The organism is Hyphococcus sp. (assembly GCF_041986965.1).
Lineage (GTDB): Bacteria > Pseudomonadota > Alphaproteobacteria > Caulobacterales > Parvularculaceae > Hyphococcus.
On record NZ_JBHIXB010000003.1, the window covers coordinates 263,771 to 278,375 of the forward strand.

Here is a 14,605-nt window from a genome sequence, read left to right on the forward strand (position 1 = left end):
AAACAGGGTTGGGTCGTTTCACGATAATTTACACCCAACCCTCAGGAGACGCAGCCATGCCCACACATCTTCACAAATGGACCGCCATACTCGGCGCCGCCCTCGCCCTTTCCTTGCCTGCGGCCTATGCGCAAGGAGGCGAGCCGATGCCCACCGCCCCCAAGCATCAGGGGATCAAACAGAAATTCCGCCTCCATGACCAGAATGGCGACGCCATGCTCAGCAAGGAAGAGTTCGACGCCTGGCATGAAACGATGTTCGACGCGCTCGCCGCAGACGGCGACGGCTTCACCCTGGAGGATTTTCTCGCCATGCGCATGGGCCCCGGCCCCAAGGGCGCCATGAACCCGGAACGGCAAAAGCAAATGCAGGAAAAAGCGGCGCAGCGCAAAACGGCGCGGTTTGAAGCTATGGACGCCGATGGCGACGCCAAGGTGACGCGCACGGAATTCATGGACTTCGAAAGCAAGGTGTTCGAGGACGCAGACGTCAATGACGACGGACAGCTCACCGAAGCCGAACTCATCGAACACCACCGCGCCATGTAATCGGTCTGAAGCATAAGCGCTGTCACAGCGCTTATGCTCTTTCGCGCCCTGCTATTGTTGAGTTTTGCGTGCGAATCTGTATGTGCGTTGGCCATGCTTATTCTTCTTTCCCCCGCCAAGAACCTGAATTTCGACGCCGCGCCCGGCGCGCCGCGCGCGACAAAGCCGGTCTTTTTGAAAGACGCGGCCGAGCTTTCCGAAACGACGCGCAAGCTGACGCGCGGCAAGATCAAGTCGCTCATGGGGATTTCCGAAAAGCTCGCCGACCTCAATTACGAGCGCTTTCAGGCCTTTGACCCGAAAGGAAAGTCAGAGAGCGCGAAACAGGCGGCGCTGGCTTTCAATGGCGACGTCTATCTCGGCCTCGACGCGGCGAGCCTGTCGAATGACGATCTTAGCTTCGCGCAAGACCATGTACGCATCCTGTCCGGCCTTTATGGCCTCTTACGCCCCCTCGACGCGATACAACCCTATCGCCTTGAAATGGGCTCGCGCCTGAAGACCCCGCGCGGGGCCAATCTCTATGATTTCTGGGGCGACAAAATTTCCCGGGAAATCGACAAGGCGGTGAAGGCGCACAAAGACCCGACGGTCGTGAACCTCGCCTCCAATGAATATTTCGGCGCGGTCGACCGCAAGGCCCTGAAAGCGCCAGTGGTGACGCCGGTCTTCAAGGACGTGAAGGATGGCGAGGCGAAGATCATCTCCTTCTTCGCCAAGCGCGCCCGGGGCATGATGGCCCGCTGGGCCGCCGAGAACCGGATCGAGCGCGCGGAAGACCTTAAAGACTTCGCAGTTGAGGGCTATGCGTTCCGGCCCGGCGACTCAAAGGACGATCTGTGGGTTTTCTCCCGGCCCCAACCTGCGCCGAAAAAGCCTGCTCCCAAAAAGGCGGCGGCGAAAAAAGCGGCCCCCGCGCTTGTGTGACAGGCCGAGGCGGCGAAACCCCGCCTCAAAATTCGTCACAAAGACTGTCACAAAAGCCATCATATATTGACGCCAAATTCCCGAAAATGGCGGATTTACTGGGCTTCAGCCCGTCACATGCGTTACAGTTTTGTGTCAAAAGCGCATAATTTGCGCTTTATTTCTTGACATTGCGCACCGCGTGCGCCATATTGATGACAGTTTTATGACGGGCCCTAAAACAATAGGCGATTACGCCCAGAACACGCGGCCCTGAGGAGTAATTTTATGGCGATTACAACCAATCCGGCGGACTTCGCCGCTCCGGCCTTCAAGGCCGGCCCGAAGACCAAAACCGTCGCTTTTTATATTCTGGTCGCGATTGTCGCGATGGCGGTGGCGATCCCCGCCGCGCTCGCCACGGGCGCAGCCGCCTAAAAGACCGGCGCTGGCGCTTCACCGGCGGCAGCGAACAGATAAAACAGCAACCGCCGCCCCATCCGGGCGGCGGTTGCTGTTTTGGGGCCAAGTTTAGAGGCCATGGGGTCAGCTTTGATAGAGGCTGACGGAAAAGCCGAGGGTGATGATGAGGGCCAGCAGCGCGAAATAGACGGCGACGGAAATCACCCATTTCAAAAAGGCCGATATCCAGTTGGAGCCATAAGCCTGACGGAAGACGACGAAGGGCTGGAGCCATCCCCAGATCAAGGGAATGGCGGCGAGCAACGGACCGACGCCGGGTACAGCGCTCAGAACCAGCGCAAGAAAGAGGTAAGCATAAAGCGCCGCATGCATGTAAAGACTGACGACAAAATGGTCGTAGACGTAGAATTTGCGGCGGTAGATATAAAGAAGCACCAAAATCAGCGCGTAAAAGATCGGCGCTAAAAGCAAAACACGCGGCAGGTTTTCCTTCGATTGCGCAAAGAACAAGCGCGGATCCTCAAACGCATGTTGCGCGGCTTCATACATCTTCCGCGCATGGGGCTCCAGCCAGTCGGGCCCGTCATAATTGCGCTCTTCCCAGGTCTTCTCAATGTCGAGGCGTTTTTGTTCCTCGCCTGCACCCTCGCCGGTTTCTTCCGTCGCGCTTTCGTCAGTTTCTTCTTCCCGGCTTTCTTTCAAGGCGCGCAGCCTTGCAGCGGCGTCGGGGTCATCAGCCTCTATGTCGGCAAGCACATCCTCGGTGAGCGCCGCCGTGCTTACGGCTTTCGGATCGAGACCCGACGGCGTTCCGATCATCGCAAAGGCGAGAAGAAAAAAGAAAACGCTGCCGAAGAGGTAAAGCCGGAAAGGCGGCGAGTAATTGACCCGCTTGCCATCGAGATAACGCCGCGCGAGGCGTCCAGGACGCCAGAGCAGAAGACCGATGGAGCGCGCCAGCTTGCCGTCAATCGCCAAGGTGTCGACGAGGAAATCCTGCACAAGGCCAACGACGACACGGCGCGGCTCATCGGCGCGCTGGCCGCATTGGTGACAATAAGCGCCGGTCAGCACCGTCCCGCAATTCTTGCAGGCGCCGTCAGGCGGAATTGGATCTTCCGGCTTCTTTGGCTTTTTCGGCTTTTTTGGCTTTTTTGGTTTAGCCGGTTTAGCCGACTTTGCCGGTGTTGGCTTTTCCGCAGTCATGATGCGCCCCCGCTTCACGAAAAAATTTGTGTACTAACTAGCATGCTTTCGGACAGATGACACACGCCTGCTTATTGCGCAGGCAGATGCTCCAGAAAGAACCGCACCGCATTGCCGCCCATGACCGCGCGAATTTGCTCTTCCGTCAGCCCGGCGTCCATCAGCGCCTGGGTCAGCGCCGGCAATTCCGAGGCATCGAATCCGGTGGTGACGGCGCCGTCATAGTCGGAGCCGAGCACCACATGATCGAGGCCGAGAAGACCGATGGCGTAGACGATTTGCGCCGCAATGCCTTCCGGCGTCGTCGAACAGGCCGCCGCCTCCCAATAACCAACGCCCACCAGTCCGCCATGATCGGCGATGGCTTTCATCAAGTCGTCGGGGATGTTGCGCGCCGTGTCGCAATGGCCCTTGATGCCCGTATGCGAAACGATCAGCGGCTTCGTTGTGCGCGCCAGCACATCGCGCACCACCGCCTGAGACGAATGAGCGACGTCGATGATCATGCCCTGGCGCACCGCCTCGTCCACCGCCTCCTTGCCGAAATCGGTGAGACCGGCGCCCGATTGACCATGCAGCGAGCCGCCAAGTTCATTGTCGAAAAAATGTTGAAGCCCCATGACGCGCAAGCCTTTGGCGCGCAAGAGCGCAATATTTTCGAGCTTGCCTTCGAGCGGATGGGCGCCCTCAATCCCGTAAACACCGCCGAGCTTTCCCTGGTCGAGCGCGCGTTGAAGGTCGGCGGCGCTGCGCACGAACACAAATTCATCCGGCGCGTCGCTTTCCAGTTTTAACAGCCGGTCCGCCTGATACGCCGCGCGCTCGTAAATCGAAAACCAGCTGCGCGGCGGCCACCCTTGAGCAATCATCAGCAAGGTCAGGCTGTCCTTGTCTGCGGCGTTTTCATCGAGATTCATATCGGGCGGCACTTTGGTCACCGCCGTAAAGACCTGTAAGGCGACGCCGCCTTCGTGCAGGCGCACCAGATCCGTCTGTCCGCGTGACTGGCGTTTCGCCGGATTGCGTTTCCAGAGCAATGTGTCGGCGTGAAGATCGGCGACAGGAATGGTTCCGTGCAGCGCGCGCGCTTCATCACTTACCGCATAAGGCTCATGCGCAAGCACCACATTCGTCTTCGCATCAAAGCGCTGCGGCAGGACGCCATAGAAAAAGTAGGCGCCGATAGCGACAAGCGCCGCAACAACTATGCCGATCCATTTCATCCGGAAGCCTCCCCTTTTCGCGCGAGAGTGACGCGGGCGCCATACAAGGTCAATGCGCCGCCGCAGCCGGTCCGATCACGGCGAGATCCTTCGCCTCGTCCACATCGGCGAGTGTTTCGATCATCCGCACGTCAAAATCTGGCGGCAGGGTTTGAACCGTGTCTTTCAGCGCATGTTTCGTCGACCAGCGAACGCCCTTGAACAATTCCGGCGCGGCGCGGCGGCGATTCAACCCGACAAGCCAATAGCCGCCATCCTCCGCCGGACCGAACACCGCGCCGGCCCCCTTGAGCGCATGAAACGCTGCTCGCAAATGCTGCGCGCGCAACCCCGGCGCATCGGCGCCGATAATGATGACCGGTCCCGGCGGCGCATGGTCGAACGCGCGCGCCATCCTTTGCCCAAGATCGCCCTGCCCTTGCGGAACGCGCGGCAAACACGACGGCCAGAATCGCGCCGACTCATGCGCCGCAAGCGGCGGATCGACAGCAAGCACCGTTTGCCACTCGCCTTTGAGGCTTTCCAAAATGGTTCGCTGCGTCAGGGTGCGGAACAACGCCGCCGCGCGGCCATAACCGATGTCGGCGCCAAGGCGCGTCTTCACACGGCCTGCGACCGGCGCCTTGACGAAAATGATGACCGTTCCGCGCATCAGCGATAAGCCTTCGCCAGTTTTTCCGGCGCAGCGCCGAATTGATAACGCGTATGCAGCACAAAATTTTTGAAAACACGTTTTACATAGCCTTCCCGCTCATAACGTTCAGCGGATGTCACTGCCCTGGACGAGAAAACATGCAAGGCGTGGGGACCCTTTATGCGAAGAAGACGCTTGATGATCTCCACATCTTCAAAAAGCGGCATATCAGCGAAACCACCGATCTCTTCATAGGTCTTTTTTAAAATGAGCAAGCCCTGATCACCATAAGGCGCTTTTGCAAAACGTGTCCGGAGCATCGCGCCGAGGGCAACCAATTGCGGCGCGATGCCTTTGGCGTCGAATTTAAGGGTGAAAACTCCGGCCTCATAACGCTGTTTGGCGATGAACTCGGCGATCTCCGCCGCCCAACCCGCTTCCAGCACCGTATCGGCGTGAAGAAACAAGAGCCAATCGCCGCGCGCGGCCTCTGCGCCGGTTTTCAACTGCCCGCCCCTGCCCGGCGGCGCCGTGAGAATGCGCGTTCCGAAACTGTCCGCCATGGCGAGCGTCGCATCGCGCGAGCCGCCATCGACAATTATCACTTCCTTGACGAGCCCATTAAGCGCGGGCGTCACCAGCGCATCGAGACAATCGCCGAGCCGCGCATCGGCGTTAAGCGTTGGAATGACGACAGAGATCATGGACCCGCTATAGCGCCGCCGCCCGCCCTTGTCGCCTGACGCCGGATCGAATATGCGTGAGCGTTAAAAGATCAACAAAGGACGCACAGCGCCGGCGTTGTCCGCTACAGCCTCCGGCGCCGTGCAGGCGCCCCGCTTCTCCGTTTTGAGGCCGGCGGCCGACAGCGCAACCAGCGCCGCGCCGAGACAGGCGAGAAGCGTTCCCTTGAGATGCGCCACGTCTTCCCCCTCAGTCTCTGGCGCAATCGCGCCGGCGGGACGATGAACCGCCCCGGGACAACCCGCCCAAAGCGACGAGCACAGCGACGCCCACAGCGAAAGCAACCGCATTGTCTTTCAGGGCGGCGGCCAGCGCGATGATGACGGCGGCGCCCATGATCCCGGCGCGAACTTGTCTGGTCATGCTGCGTCTCCTCTGTCGGGCGTAAAAATCTGTTCGATCGGGCGCTCGAACACGGCGGCGATCTTGAACGCCAATGGCAGCGAGGGATCATATTTACCGCGCTCCAGCGAATTCACGGTCTGGCGCGACACGTCGAGCTTTTCGGCAAGATCGCTCTGGGACCAGCCGCGTTCCGCACGCATTTCCTTCAACCGGTTTTCCATCTCAGCAGTCCCGCCCGCCGATCAGAAATCGCACGACGCCCCACAGTCCGATCATCACCGGGCCGAAGAAGATCATGTCGTCTTCGAAATCCATAACGCCGAACCGCTTTAAAAAGCCGAGCGTGATGGCGCCGAGAATGCCGATGACCAGCGTTAGCGCCGCCGCATTCGACGTAACGCGCTTTTGCATCTCGTCCATGTTACGGTAGAATCGGAAAAATGCGACGGCGGCAAGAAGGATCGGCGCCAAGGGCGCAAGGGCCAGCACGGTTAGCAACGGGCCGGACTCAACGGATTTCGAAACCGCCAGCGCGCCGAAGAGAACGATGACGTAAAGCGCCATGGCGGCAAGCAGTTGTATCGTGTAACGGCGCTTCGCTTTTTGAATGCGCTCCGACATAAGGCGCTCCTTTCATCTCTATCCTGATGTTTCATGCCTCGCCGCGAAACGGCCGCGTGAGAAAGCGGAAGACAGCCCGGCGGCTTTCGATCAGCGTCAGGCCGAGCATCGCGGCCGTCGTCCAGAAGGCGACTTCAACCGCCAGCGCGCCGGCGACCACCGCCATCGTCCACGCTTTCTTGTCTGGTTCGGCGGCGACGTAAAAAATCGCAATCCCGGCCCAGACCGCGGCGGCGGCCAGCCACACACCCGCAACAATCATCTTCTTGGCGCCCATCTCATCTCTCCTCTTTCCACGCATGACAAGCAAGCTTTACGACAAGTGAGCTTTACATAGGCGCCTCACGCGAGGCTGTCAAGCAGGCTTGTCTTCCCGCGCTATGGTGAAAAAATGTTCTTGATTTGTTCTATCGGTTTGGTAGCGTCCGGCCATGGCCCGCGCCGCGCACCTTTCCTTTCACCCGCACCGCCGCCCCTCATTGGGGGATGAAGGGGCGGACGCCTCCGCCGCCCCGGAGAGCTCCGCCCGGGTGACCGCCAGGGGAAAGGGGCGCGGCGCGCGGTCCAACGCGTCGGGCCGCTATGAAAAAGAACAGCGCGAGGAGCTGGATGACGGCTGGGATCTCGATGAAGACCTGCCGCCGCTCAGGACCGAGATCACCTATGAGAACCCGCGCACGATCATCAATTTTGTGAACTCGCCCTATGTGGGGTTCGAACGCTCCATCAATCCCTATCGCGGCTGCGAGCATGGCTGCATTTATTGTTTCGCGCGGCCGACCCACGCCTATATGGGCCTTTCCCCCGGGCTTGATTTCGAAACAAGGCTGTTTGCAAAACCGTCCGCCCCCAAACTATTGGAGAAAGAACTCTCCAACAAGAATTACCGGCCCAAGGTCATCGCCATGGGAACGAACACCGATCCTTATCAGCCGGTGGAGCGGCGCTTCCAGATCATGCGCGGCATCCTCACTGTTTTTTCGCGCTTCAATCATCCGGTGACGATCCTGACGAAGTCGCAACTCATCACCCGCGATCTCGATATTCTGGGACCCATGGCGGAGAAGAACCTCACCCGCGCCATGATCTCCATCACCACGCAGGACAAGGCGCTGGCCCGTTCCATGGAGCCGCGCGCCTCGGCGCCGAAATGGCGTTTCGAAGCCATCCGCAAGCTTGTCGACGCCGGCGTCGCGACGGGCATCATGACCGGGCCCATGATCCCCGGTCTTAATGACGACGAGATGGAATCGATCATGGAAAAAGCGGCGGAAATGGGCGCGAGCTTTTCCGCCATGACCATCCTGCGCCTGCCGCTGGAAGTCTCCCCCCTGTTTCAGGAATGGCTTGAAACATACGCCCCGAACCGCGCCAAACGCATCATGGGCCATATCCGCAATATGAACGGCGGCAAGGATTACGACCCCAACTGGTCACGCGGACGCGAGATCACGACGCCTTACGCCCGCCTCATCACCCAGCGCAACCGCGCCGCGCGCGTGCGCCTCGGCTTCGACCGGGAAAACGCCCCGATCGATCTCTCCCGCTTCCGCGTCCCGGTGGAGGTGTCAGGCCAGATGGATTTGTTCGGGTGATGCGCCGGCCGCGCGCCCTGGCCGTCTAAAATCCGTACGCGGTCAGCGCCTTTGCGGCGCGTTCGCGGGTTTGCACATGCTCGAACGGGAAAGAAGTGAAAAATTCTTTCTGGCTGACATGCGGATTGCGCACGCGCACAGTCGCCGCCCAGTGAGCGGCTTTTTCATGATCGTTATTGGCGGCGTGGGCCGCGACCGCGATCATGGCGATCAGCACATGGGCGCCGGGCGCCCGCGCCGCATCATCGGCCCAGCGCGCCGCGGCGCTCATATCGCCTTCGCTGAAATGCGTGAAGGCGCGCACGCCGAGCATGGCGTAACGGAACGGATCAAGCGGGCTCAAGGACATGGCGAGATCCACATCCTTGCGCGCCGCGTCGCTGCGCCCCGTCACCGCATCCGCCCAGGCGCGGGCGTAAATGCCTTGCGCGTAGTTGGGCGACTGGCGCACGGCGCGGTCAAGCCAGCCCGTGCCGCTGGCGATGGTGTTTTCAATCCAGTGGACCCGGCCCATGGCGAAATTGGCGAAGGGATCGAGCGGATCGAGCGCCACCGCCTGCTCCGCATGGGCGCGCGCCGTCTTTCGCGCAGCGTCGACATCATCCTTGTAGCGGATGAAAGCGTCCTGAAACCGCGAAGAGGAAAGACCGGCATGGGCGCGCGCAAAAGTCGGCTCCAGCGCGACCGACCTTTCGAACATCGCGGTCGCAATGTCGTTGTCTTTCTGATTGAAGCGGTAAAGATGCTGAAGGCCAATGTGATAGGCCGACCAGGCATCCAGATTTTCCGGGCCTTTCAGGCGCGCAAGCTGCGCCTCGTTGACGGAGATCTGGATTTCCAGCGCCGACACGATGGTCGAGACGATTTGTGTGCGGATGTCGTAAATCTCGTCGACGCTGGCGTCATAACGCTCGCCCCACAGAACGCCGCCGTCGCGCGTATCGCCAAGTTCGACGGCAATGGCGATCCTGTTTCCGGCAATCTCAACCATGCCGGAAAGACAGTAACGGGCGCCGAGCGCGCGTCCGACCTCGCCAATGTCGGGATCCGCGCCGCGAAACCGGAAAGACGAGCCGCGCGCAATCACAAACAGCCAGCGCAGGCGCGACAATTCCGAGATCAACTCATGGGGCAGCGCGTCGGCGATGGCCGCATAAGGCCCGGCGACTCCCACCAGACGAAACGGCAGAACCGCAATCGAAGGCTTGTCTCCGGCGGGCGACACAGGCGGCGCGGCGTCCGGCGCAGGCGCCGTCGAGGCGTAATCGCCGCCCGCCGGTCTCGCCTCGGCGACGAAGCGAAACCCCTGACCGTGAAGGGTGCGAATATAGCGCTGGGCCTTGCCGTCATCGCCAAGGGCCTGACGCGCAGACTTGATGCGGCTCGTCAGCGCCGAGTCCGAAACGGCCCGCCCCTCCCAGATTTTCTCGATCAATTCATCCTTGGAAACGAGGCGGTCGCGGTTTTCGACAAGCAGCAGGAGCAGCGCAAAGACCTGCGGCTCCACGGGAACGGCCGCGCCTTCCCGGCGCAGCTCCATCGTCCGCGCATCAAGCTCAAAATCCCCGAACCGGTAAATCATCGGCCCTTTATACCGGAATCCGCCAAATCTCCACGACTTCTCCACCTCTCCTGCAGGATTTGAGGCCCGGCCGGGCGCTACACCTCCCCTCATCGGGCTGGCGCAAATGCCGGCCCCCAACAGAAAAAGGAGAAACACCATGCCGCTCGTCACCATCGATCTCATCGAAGACGTGTTCACCCCGGATCAGAAAGCCGACCTCATCGACAAGGTCACCGAGGCCATGATCGCCGTTGAGGGCGAAAACATGCGCCAGGTCACCTGGGTCAAGATCAATGAAGTCAAAGGCGGCGACTGGGCCATTGGCGGACAGAAACTTTCCGCCAAAGAGGTGCACGCGCTCGCCGCTGGAAAAGCCGCCTGACGGCGCTCGCCTGGCCTGTCTGACAAGACCTCTCCCGGCCGCCGTCATTTCATTGCTGCTAAAACAAAAAAGGAGAAAGACATGACCCGCTTCATAGCATCCCTGTCTTTTGTGGCTGTGCTGACGGCTGCATTTGCGCCCGCGGTCTATACCTATGCAACCTTGGCCTAAGCGCAAAAACGCGCCGCCGGAATGCCGGCGGCGCGTCTTACTGGAATGCTGATCGGCAATTATGGATTGACGAGATTGGTGTCCCAGCTGATCAGCTTGAAGTCGCCGCCGCTGTCGCGCACGAGCGTCAGGATCATGTCGCGCGGATCATTGCCCGGATAGGACCGCGAATGAACATCGGCGGAAATTTTCGACGCCGCGCCCGTGCCGGACGATCCGACCCGGCGCAGATTGGTCCCATTGTTGTTCACCTTCCAGCCAATGAGCTTCATCTTGCCTTGCGAGTCGCGCACAACGCTTGTCAGGTTCGAACCGCCATGGGGCGAAGTCAAAAGCTTGATTTCGCCGACATCGCCGCCGCGATAGGTGGACCGGCGCGCGCCGATATCGCCGTTAGAACCGGACGACCAGGTGATCATGGTGAGCTTGCCATTGCTGTCGCGAACGCCGGCGGCGACGCCTTGCGCCAACGGCGCGACGGACAGGTAGCCCTGGATGGCACCCGCTGTTCCCGATTTTCCGCGCGTCACCGTCTGGCCGTTCGTGGAAATCTTGAACGGAACGACTTTCAGATTGGCGTTTGAATCGCGGACAGCGGCGTAAACGCCGTTGAAGTTTTTCGCCCGCGACAACGCGATCTGCGACACCGCGCCGGTGGACGCTTCGCCAAGGCGAACGACAGAGGCGGTTCCGTTATTGGCGACCTGAATGTCCCAAACGATGATCTTCATCCCCCCGTTCTGGGTTCTGACCGCCGTCACGGTCTTTTTGTCCGTGCCGCCAATAGTCGCAACATCAAGCGTACTGATCTTGCCGGCGGTCTTGTCTGCGACTCGCTGAAAGCCGCCTGTGGGCGTCACGCGATAGGCGATCAGTTTCAAAAGGTCGTCGGCCTGGCGCACCGCCGCCAGCACATAGCCATTGGCCGGTTCGGACAGTTTCACCTCCTTGACCGCGCCGGCTTCAATCTCTCCTTTGCGGTTGATTGAGGAAACGCCGATCAGATCCCAGCCAATCAGTTTCAGATTGTTATTGGCGCCGATCGTCGCTGTCACTGCGCGATTGCCGGAAACAAACAATGTGTCGCCGCCCTTGATGGCGCCGGCCGACGCGTCCGCGCGGCGCAGATAAGGCGAGGCGTGGACAAATTTGAAGCCGCATTCCGGCGCGTTTGACTGATAGGACTCGCAGGCCGCATTGCCGCCAAACTGACCGCCGCGCAAGCGATACCATTTCGCCGGATCGTCATTGGTCGAATGGTTGAGGTAAGGATGCCCCCAATTGTCGCGGAAACGCATCCTGACGGCGGCGCCCATTTCCTCACGGCCGAAGGCGTCGGTTCCGGTAATGGGACGCGAATCCATATGTAAGTGCGGCCCCGTGGATTGTCCGCTATTGCCGACGCGGCCAAGATATTGCCCCTCGACAATGCGCGGACGGTTCGCCGGCTCAATGTAAGACGCAACGCGCCAGCCCGCTTCCTTGTCGACCGTGTTGGGATAAATTGTATTGCCGCTATTGGGCGGGCAAAGCTCGGCGGGAATTGATCCCTGCTTGAAATGCGCCATGGAGATGACATTGCCTTCATCGGTGATGATCATCACATGATTGCCGCCGCCGAAGATCTTGCTCGGAAAGTCCGGATGACGGTTGCTGGCGCCTTGTTTTAAGTTCTCCGGAAAATTCCGCCAGCAGCTGGCGATGACGCCATTGGCCGGCGCATAAAGCGGGACGTTCCAGTCATAGTCGTCTTTGTTCTCCGAACCGGAACCGCCGCTCCAGCCCGATCCGGTCCAGCGTTTGACGTTAAAATCGATAACGCAGCAGCCTTCGGAAAATTCGGTGACGGACCAGTAACTCTCGCCGGACAAATCCGACGCACGCGCCGGGAAACTGATCGTTTCCTGCGCATTGGCGCCGGCATGAGCAAAGCTCGCCGCCGCAAGACCGGCCGAAGCCAGAAGATGACGCGCCAGACGGCGCATTTTCGGTGTTCTAAGGAATGTCATTGCAATCTCTCCCCTGTTGCAATTCATGTTCGCAGCCCGATTGCGTCTGAAGAGCGACGCAGTGCTGCAACGCTCTAAAGACCCGGGGAGCGCGGCGGCGGCGGGGCCGAATTAAGGCGGAATCAGTGATCCCGTCATCGGGGTGTGATGAAGATCACACCCAAACCGCAATAGAAGCTGAACCGGGAATTCTGTAACCGGACCTAACGCTTTGTGCAGGCGCGCTAAACCGTCAGCCGCCGCCCACGATCCTGCGTTGCAGGAAAAAGCTTCTAAAATAGTCGCTCAAGCGCTTGTGTGTTCGTCTATCGTCCCCAAGCCGCTATCTGGTGAAAACGGAATAAAGAGAAAGAGGCTCCGAAATGAGTGAAACCAACGATCCGTCGAAAAACCAGCCGCCAGGCTATGTCCCGCCAAAGGTCTGGACATGGGACGCGGAAAATGGCGGCGCCTTCGCCAGCATCAACCGGCCGGTTTCCGGCGCAACCCACGAGAAAGAGCTGCCCGTGGGCAAGCATCCGCTCCAGCTTTACTCCATGGGCACGCCCAATGGCGTCAAAGTGACCGTCATGCTTGAAGAGCTTCTCGCCGCCGGTCATGCGGGCGCCGAATATGACGCCTGGCTGATCCAGATTGGAGAAGGCGACCAGTTCTCCAGCGGATATGTGGAGCTCAATCCCAATTCCAAAATCCCGACCATGGCGGATCATTCTTTCGACCCGCCCATTCGCCTGTTCGAAAGCGGCTCCATCCTGTTTTATCTCGCTGAAAAGTTCGGCGCGTTTTTTCCAACCGACACCCGCAAGCGTACGGAAACCATGAACTGGTTGATGTGGCAGATGGGATCAGCGCCCTATGTGGGCGGCGGCCTCGGTCATTTTTATAATTATGCGCCGTTCAAAATCGAATACGCCATCAATCGCTTTGCGATGGAGACGAAGAGACAGCTTCATGTGCTCGACACCCATCTCGCCAAAAACGAATATATGGCGGGCGATGAATACACCATCGCCGACATGGCGATCTGGCCGTGGTACGGCTCCATCATGCGCCAGGCCTACGGCGCCCAGGAATTTCTGTCCGTGCATGAATATAAAAACCTCGACCGGTGGGTCGATTTGATCGACGCCCGCCCGGCGGTTCAGCGCGGACGCATGGTGAACCGGACCTTTGGCGGGCCGGACTCGCAATTGCGCGAACGCCATGACGCCAGCGATTTCGAGAAAAACCGCGAGGACATGGTGCTTGCGCGCGGCGGCGAAAGGGTTTGAAAACGCCGCTCAGTGCTATATGAGACTGTTAGTGTAGCATACAAACGGTTCCGCACTGGGCGGAACCGTTCCCTTTTAAGGTGACGGCATGGCTAAAGTCATTGACGGCAACAAGGTCGCCGCGGCGATCCGCGGTGAATGCAAGACTCGCGTCGACGCATTGGTTGAAAAAACGGGCGTTACGCCCGGTCTCGCCGTCATTCTGGTGGGTGAGGACCCGGCCTCCGCCGTCTATGTGCGCAACAAGATACGCGCCTGCGACGCCGTCGGCATCAAGTCCTACACGCACCGCCTTCCGGCTGACACCAAGACGGAAGATCTGGTGGTGCTGATCCATCAGCTGAACGCCGATGCCGGCGTTCACGGCATTCTGGTCCAGCTTCCCCTGCCTGACCATATCGACATGGAGCGGGTGCTGGAGACCATTTCGCCTGACAAGGATGTTGACGGTTTCCATCTCTACAATGTGGGCGGTCTCGTTCTCGGCAAGGACGATTTCTTTCCGCCTTGCACGCCCTATGGCGTCTGCAAGATGCTCGAAAGCGAAAACATCGACGTTGAAGGTCAGAATGTCGTTGTCGTCGGCGCTTCCAACATTGTCGGCAAGCCCATGGCGATCATGCTGATGGCGCAGGACGCCACCGTCGCGATCTGTCACGCCAAGACCCGCGACCTGGCGCAATTCACGATCCTCGCCGATATTCTCGTGGTCGCCGCAGGCGTGCCGAACCTCATTGGCCCGCAAATGGTGAAAACCGGCGCCGTCGTCATCGATGTGGGCATCAACCGCCTCCCCGACGGCCGTCTTGTGGGCGATGTCGACTTTGAAGGCGTATCGAAAAAAGCCTCCTATATTACGCCGGTGCCCGGCGGCGTCGGCCCCATGACCGTGACCATGCTGCTTGAAAACACCATTGCGTCGGCCGAACGCACTGCGGCGAAAATGCAAAAATAAAGAAGACT

General features: G+C 59.8%; 18 protein-coding genes. 7 read left to right on the forward strand and 11 right to left on the reverse strand.

Annotated features, from left to right (window positions below; all coding sequences use genetic code 11):
- Positions 1-56 precede the first annotated feature (56 nt).
- From ACFC5L_RS14975 to ACFC5L_RS14985, 3 genes are all read left to right on the forward strand, one after another.
- Positions 57-548 carry an EF-hand domain-containing protein gene (locus ACFC5L_RS14975; RefSeq protein WP_375203570.1) on the forward strand — a complete coding sequence of 164 codons (492 nt, stop codon included), beginning with the start codon at positions 57-59 and terminating at the stop codon, positions 546-548.
- A gap of 93 nt (positions 549-641) precedes the next feature.
- Positions 642-1,475, forward strand: coding sequence for a peroxide stress protein YaaA (gene yaaA / locus ACFC5L_RS14980; RefSeq protein ID WP_375203569.1), 834 nt, complete (start codon positions 642-644; stop codon positions 1,473-1,475).
- A 267-nt stretch (positions 1,476-1,742) separates the two neighbouring features.
- Entirely contained in the window at positions 1,743-1,892 is a 150-nt protein-coding gene (locus ACFC5L_RS14985; RefSeq protein ID WP_375203568.1) for a hypothetical protein, read from the forward strand.
- Positions 1,893-2,000: 108 nt separating this feature from the next.
- Here the strand turns inward: ACFC5L_RS14985 and ACFC5L_RS14990 are convergent, their stop codons facing one another.
- From ACFC5L_RS14990 to ACFC5L_RS15030, 9 genes are all read right to left on the reverse strand, one after another.
- Positions 2,001-3,083: a DUF3667 domain-containing protein gene (locus ACFC5L_RS14990; protein ID WP_375203567.1), complete on the reverse strand. Its 1,083-nt coding sequence runs from the start codon at positions 3,081-3,083 to the stop codon at positions 2,001-2,003.
- A 71-nt stretch (positions 3,084-3,154) separates the two neighbouring features.
- Positions 3,155-4,306 (reverse strand): dipeptidase, encoded by a 1,152-nt coding sequence (locus tag ACFC5L_RS14995; RefSeq protein WP_375203566.1) that lies wholly within the window; start codon positions 4,304-4,306, stop codon positions 3,155-3,157.
- Positions 4,307-4,355: 49 nt separating this feature from the next.
- Positions 4,356-4,958 (reverse strand): TIGR04282 family arsenosugar biosynthesis glycosyltransferase, encoded by a 603-nt coding sequence (locus tag ACFC5L_RS15000; RefSeq protein ID WP_375203565.1) that lies wholly within the window; start codon positions 4,956-4,958, stop codon positions 4,356-4,358.
- Positions 4,958-5,644 carry a TIGR04283 family arsenosugar biosynthesis glycosyltransferase gene (locus tag ACFC5L_RS15005; protein ID WP_375203564.1) on the reverse strand — a complete coding sequence of 229 codons (687 nt, stop codon included), beginning with the start codon at positions 5,642-5,644 and terminating at the stop codon, positions 4,958-4,960. The genes ACFC5L_RS15000 and ACFC5L_RS15005 overlap by 1 nt, the downstream gene beginning before the upstream one ends.
- Positions 5,645-5,707: 63 nt before the next feature.
- The gene (locus tag ACFC5L_RS15010; RefSeq protein ID WP_375203563.1) at positions 5,708-5,863 is read right to left on the reverse strand and encodes a hypothetical protein; all 156 of its coding nucleotides are present in this window, start codon (positions 5,861-5,863) and stop codon (positions 5,708-5,710) included.
- Between the two features lie 10 nt (positions 5,864-5,873).
- Positions 5,874-6,047 (reverse strand): hypothetical protein, encoded by a 174-nt coding sequence (locus ACFC5L_RS15015; protein WP_375203562.1) that lies wholly within the window; start codon positions 6,045-6,047, stop codon positions 5,874-5,876.
- On the reverse strand, positions 6,044-6,250 hold the full coding sequence (locus ACFC5L_RS15020; protein WP_375203561.1) for a helix-turn-helix transcriptional regulator: 207 nt from the start codon (positions 6,248-6,250) through the stop codon (positions 6,044-6,046). Before ACFC5L_RS15020 ends, ACFC5L_RS15015 begins: the two co-directional genes overlap by 4 nt.
- Position 6,251: 1 nt before the next feature.
- Positions 6,252-6,650 carry a hypothetical protein gene (locus ACFC5L_RS15025; RefSeq protein ID WP_375203560.1) on the reverse strand — a complete coding sequence of 133 codons (399 nt, stop codon included), beginning with the start codon at positions 6,648-6,650 and terminating at the stop codon, positions 6,252-6,254.
- 31 nt (positions 6,651-6,681) lie between these two features.
- On the reverse strand, positions 6,682-6,927 hold the full coding sequence (locus ACFC5L_RS15030; protein ID WP_375203559.1) for a hypothetical protein: 246 nt from the start codon (positions 6,925-6,927) through the stop codon (positions 6,682-6,684).
- Positions 6,928-7,081: 154 nt separating this feature from the next.
- Here ACFC5L_RS15030 and ACFC5L_RS15035 point away from each other — a divergent pair, with 154 nt between their 5' ends.
- On the forward strand, positions 7,082-8,245 hold the full coding sequence (locus ACFC5L_RS15035; RefSeq protein ID WP_375203558.1) for a PA0069 family radical SAM protein: 1,164 nt from the start codon (positions 7,082-7,084) through the stop codon (positions 8,243-8,245).
- Between the two features lie 25 nt (positions 8,246-8,270).
- Here the strand turns inward: ACFC5L_RS15035 and ACFC5L_RS15040 are convergent, their stop codons facing one another.
- Positions 8,271-9,827, reverse strand: a complete 1,557-nt coding sequence (locus ACFC5L_RS15040; protein WP_375203557.1) for a winged helix-turn-helix domain-containing tetratricopeptide repeat protein — start codon at positions 9,825-9,827, stop codon at positions 8,271-8,273.
- 139 nt (positions 9,828-9,966) lie between these two features.
- Between ACFC5L_RS15040 and ACFC5L_RS15045 the strand changes: the two genes are divergently transcribed.
- Positions 9,967-10,191 (forward strand): tautomerase family protein, encoded by a 225-nt coding sequence (locus tag ACFC5L_RS15045; protein WP_375203556.1) that lies wholly within the window; start codon positions 9,967-9,969, stop codon positions 10,189-10,191.
- 230 nt (positions 10,192-10,421) lie between these two features.
- Here ACFC5L_RS15045 and ACFC5L_RS15050 read toward each other — a convergent pair whose 3' ends face one another.
- Positions 10,422-12,371, reverse strand: a complete 1,950-nt coding sequence (locus tag ACFC5L_RS15050; RefSeq protein ID WP_375203555.1) for a hypothetical protein — start codon at positions 12,369-12,371, stop codon at positions 10,422-10,424.
- Between the two features lie 362 nt (positions 12,372-12,733).
- On the opposite strand from ACFC5L_RS15050, the gene yghU reads away from it, so the two are divergent.
- Together yghU and folD are read left to right on the forward strand one after the other, a co-directional pair.
- The gene (gene yghU / locus ACFC5L_RS15055; RefSeq protein ID WP_375203554.1) at positions 12,734-13,642 is read left to right on the forward strand and encodes a glutathione-dependent disulfide-bond oxidoreductase; all 909 of its coding nucleotides are present in this window, start codon (positions 12,734-12,736) and stop codon (positions 13,640-13,642) included.
- Between the two features lie 88 nt (positions 13,643-13,730).
- Positions 13,731-14,597 carry a bifunctional methylenetetrahydrofolate dehydrogenase/methenyltetrahydrofolate cyclohydrolase FolD gene (folD, locus tag ACFC5L_RS15060; protein WP_375203553.1) on the forward strand — a complete coding sequence of 289 codons (867 nt, stop codon included), beginning with the start codon at positions 13,731-13,733 and terminating at the stop codon, positions 14,595-14,597.
- The last annotated feature ends 8 nt before the right edge of the window (positions 14,598-14,605 follow it).

Excerpts from the sequence above, each read along its gene's own strand:
- ACFC5L_RS14985 (WP_375203568.1), top strand. The coding sequence starts at position 1,743 with ATGGCGATTACAACCAATCCGGCGGACTTCGCCGCTCCGGCCTTCAAG.
- ACFC5L_RS15000 (WP_375203565.1), bottom strand. The coding sequence starts at position 4,958 with ATGCGCGGAACGGTCATCATTTTCGTCAAGGCGCCGGTCGCAGGCCGT.
- ACFC5L_RS15050 (WP_375203555.1), bottom strand. The coding sequence starts at position 12,371 with ATGACATTCCTTAGAACACCGAAAATGCGCCGTCTGGCGCGTCATCTT.
- ACFC5L_RS15025 (WP_375203560.1), bottom strand. The coding sequence starts at position 6,650 with ATGTCGGAGCGCATTCAAAAAGCGAAGCGCCGTTACACGATACAACTG.
- ACFC5L_RS14990 (WP_375203567.1), bottom strand. The coding sequence starts at position 3,083 with ATGACTGCGGAAAAGCCAACACCGGCAAAGTCGGCTAAACCGGCTAAA.
- ACFC5L_RS15045 (WP_375203556.1), top strand. The coding sequence starts at position 9,967 with ATGCCGCTCGTCACCATCGATCTCATCGAAGACGTGTTCACCCCGGAT.
- ACFC5L_RS15030 (WP_375203559.1), bottom strand. The coding sequence starts at position 6,927 with ATGGGCGCCAAGAAGATGATTGTTGCGGGTGTGTGGCTGGCCGCCGCC.
- yaaA (WP_375203569.1), top strand. The coding sequence starts at position 642 with ATGCTTATTCTTCTTTCCCCCGCCAAGAACCTGAATTTCGACGCCGCG.
- ACFC5L_RS15015 (WP_375203562.1), bottom strand. The coding sequence starts at position 6,047 with ATGACCAGACAAGTTCGCGCCGGGATCATGGGCGCCGCCGTCATCATC.
- ACFC5L_RS15040 (WP_375203557.1), bottom strand. The coding sequence starts at position 9,827 with ATGATTTACCGGTTCGGGGATTTTGAGCTTGATGCGCGGACGATGGAG.
- ACFC5L_RS15020 (WP_375203561.1), bottom strand. The coding sequence starts at position 6,250 with ATGGAAAACCGGTTGAAGGAAATGCGTGCGGAACGCGGCTGGTCCCAG.
- ACFC5L_RS15005 (WP_375203564.1), bottom strand. The coding sequence starts at position 5,644 with ATGATCTCTGTCGTCATTCCAACGCTTAACGCCGATGCGCGGCTCGGC.
- ACFC5L_RS14995 (WP_375203566.1), bottom strand. The coding sequence starts at position 4,306 with ATGAAATGGATCGGCATAGTTGTTGCGGCGCTTGTCGCTATCGGCGCC.
- ACFC5L_RS14975 (WP_375203570.1), top strand. The coding sequence starts at position 57 with ATGCCCACACATCTTCACAAATGGACCGCCATACTCGGCGCCGCCCTC.
- yghU (WP_375203554.1), top strand. The coding sequence starts at position 12,734 with ATGAGTGAAACCAACGATCCGTCGAAAAACCAGCCGCCAGGCTATGTC.
- folD (WP_375203553.1), top strand. The coding sequence starts at position 13,731 with ATGGCTAAAGTCATTGACGGCAACAAGGTCGCCGCGGCGATCCGCGGT.
- ACFC5L_RS15035 (WP_375203558.1), top strand. The coding sequence starts at position 7,082 with ATGGCCCGCGCCGCGCACCTTTCCTTTCACCCGCACCGCCGCCCCTCA.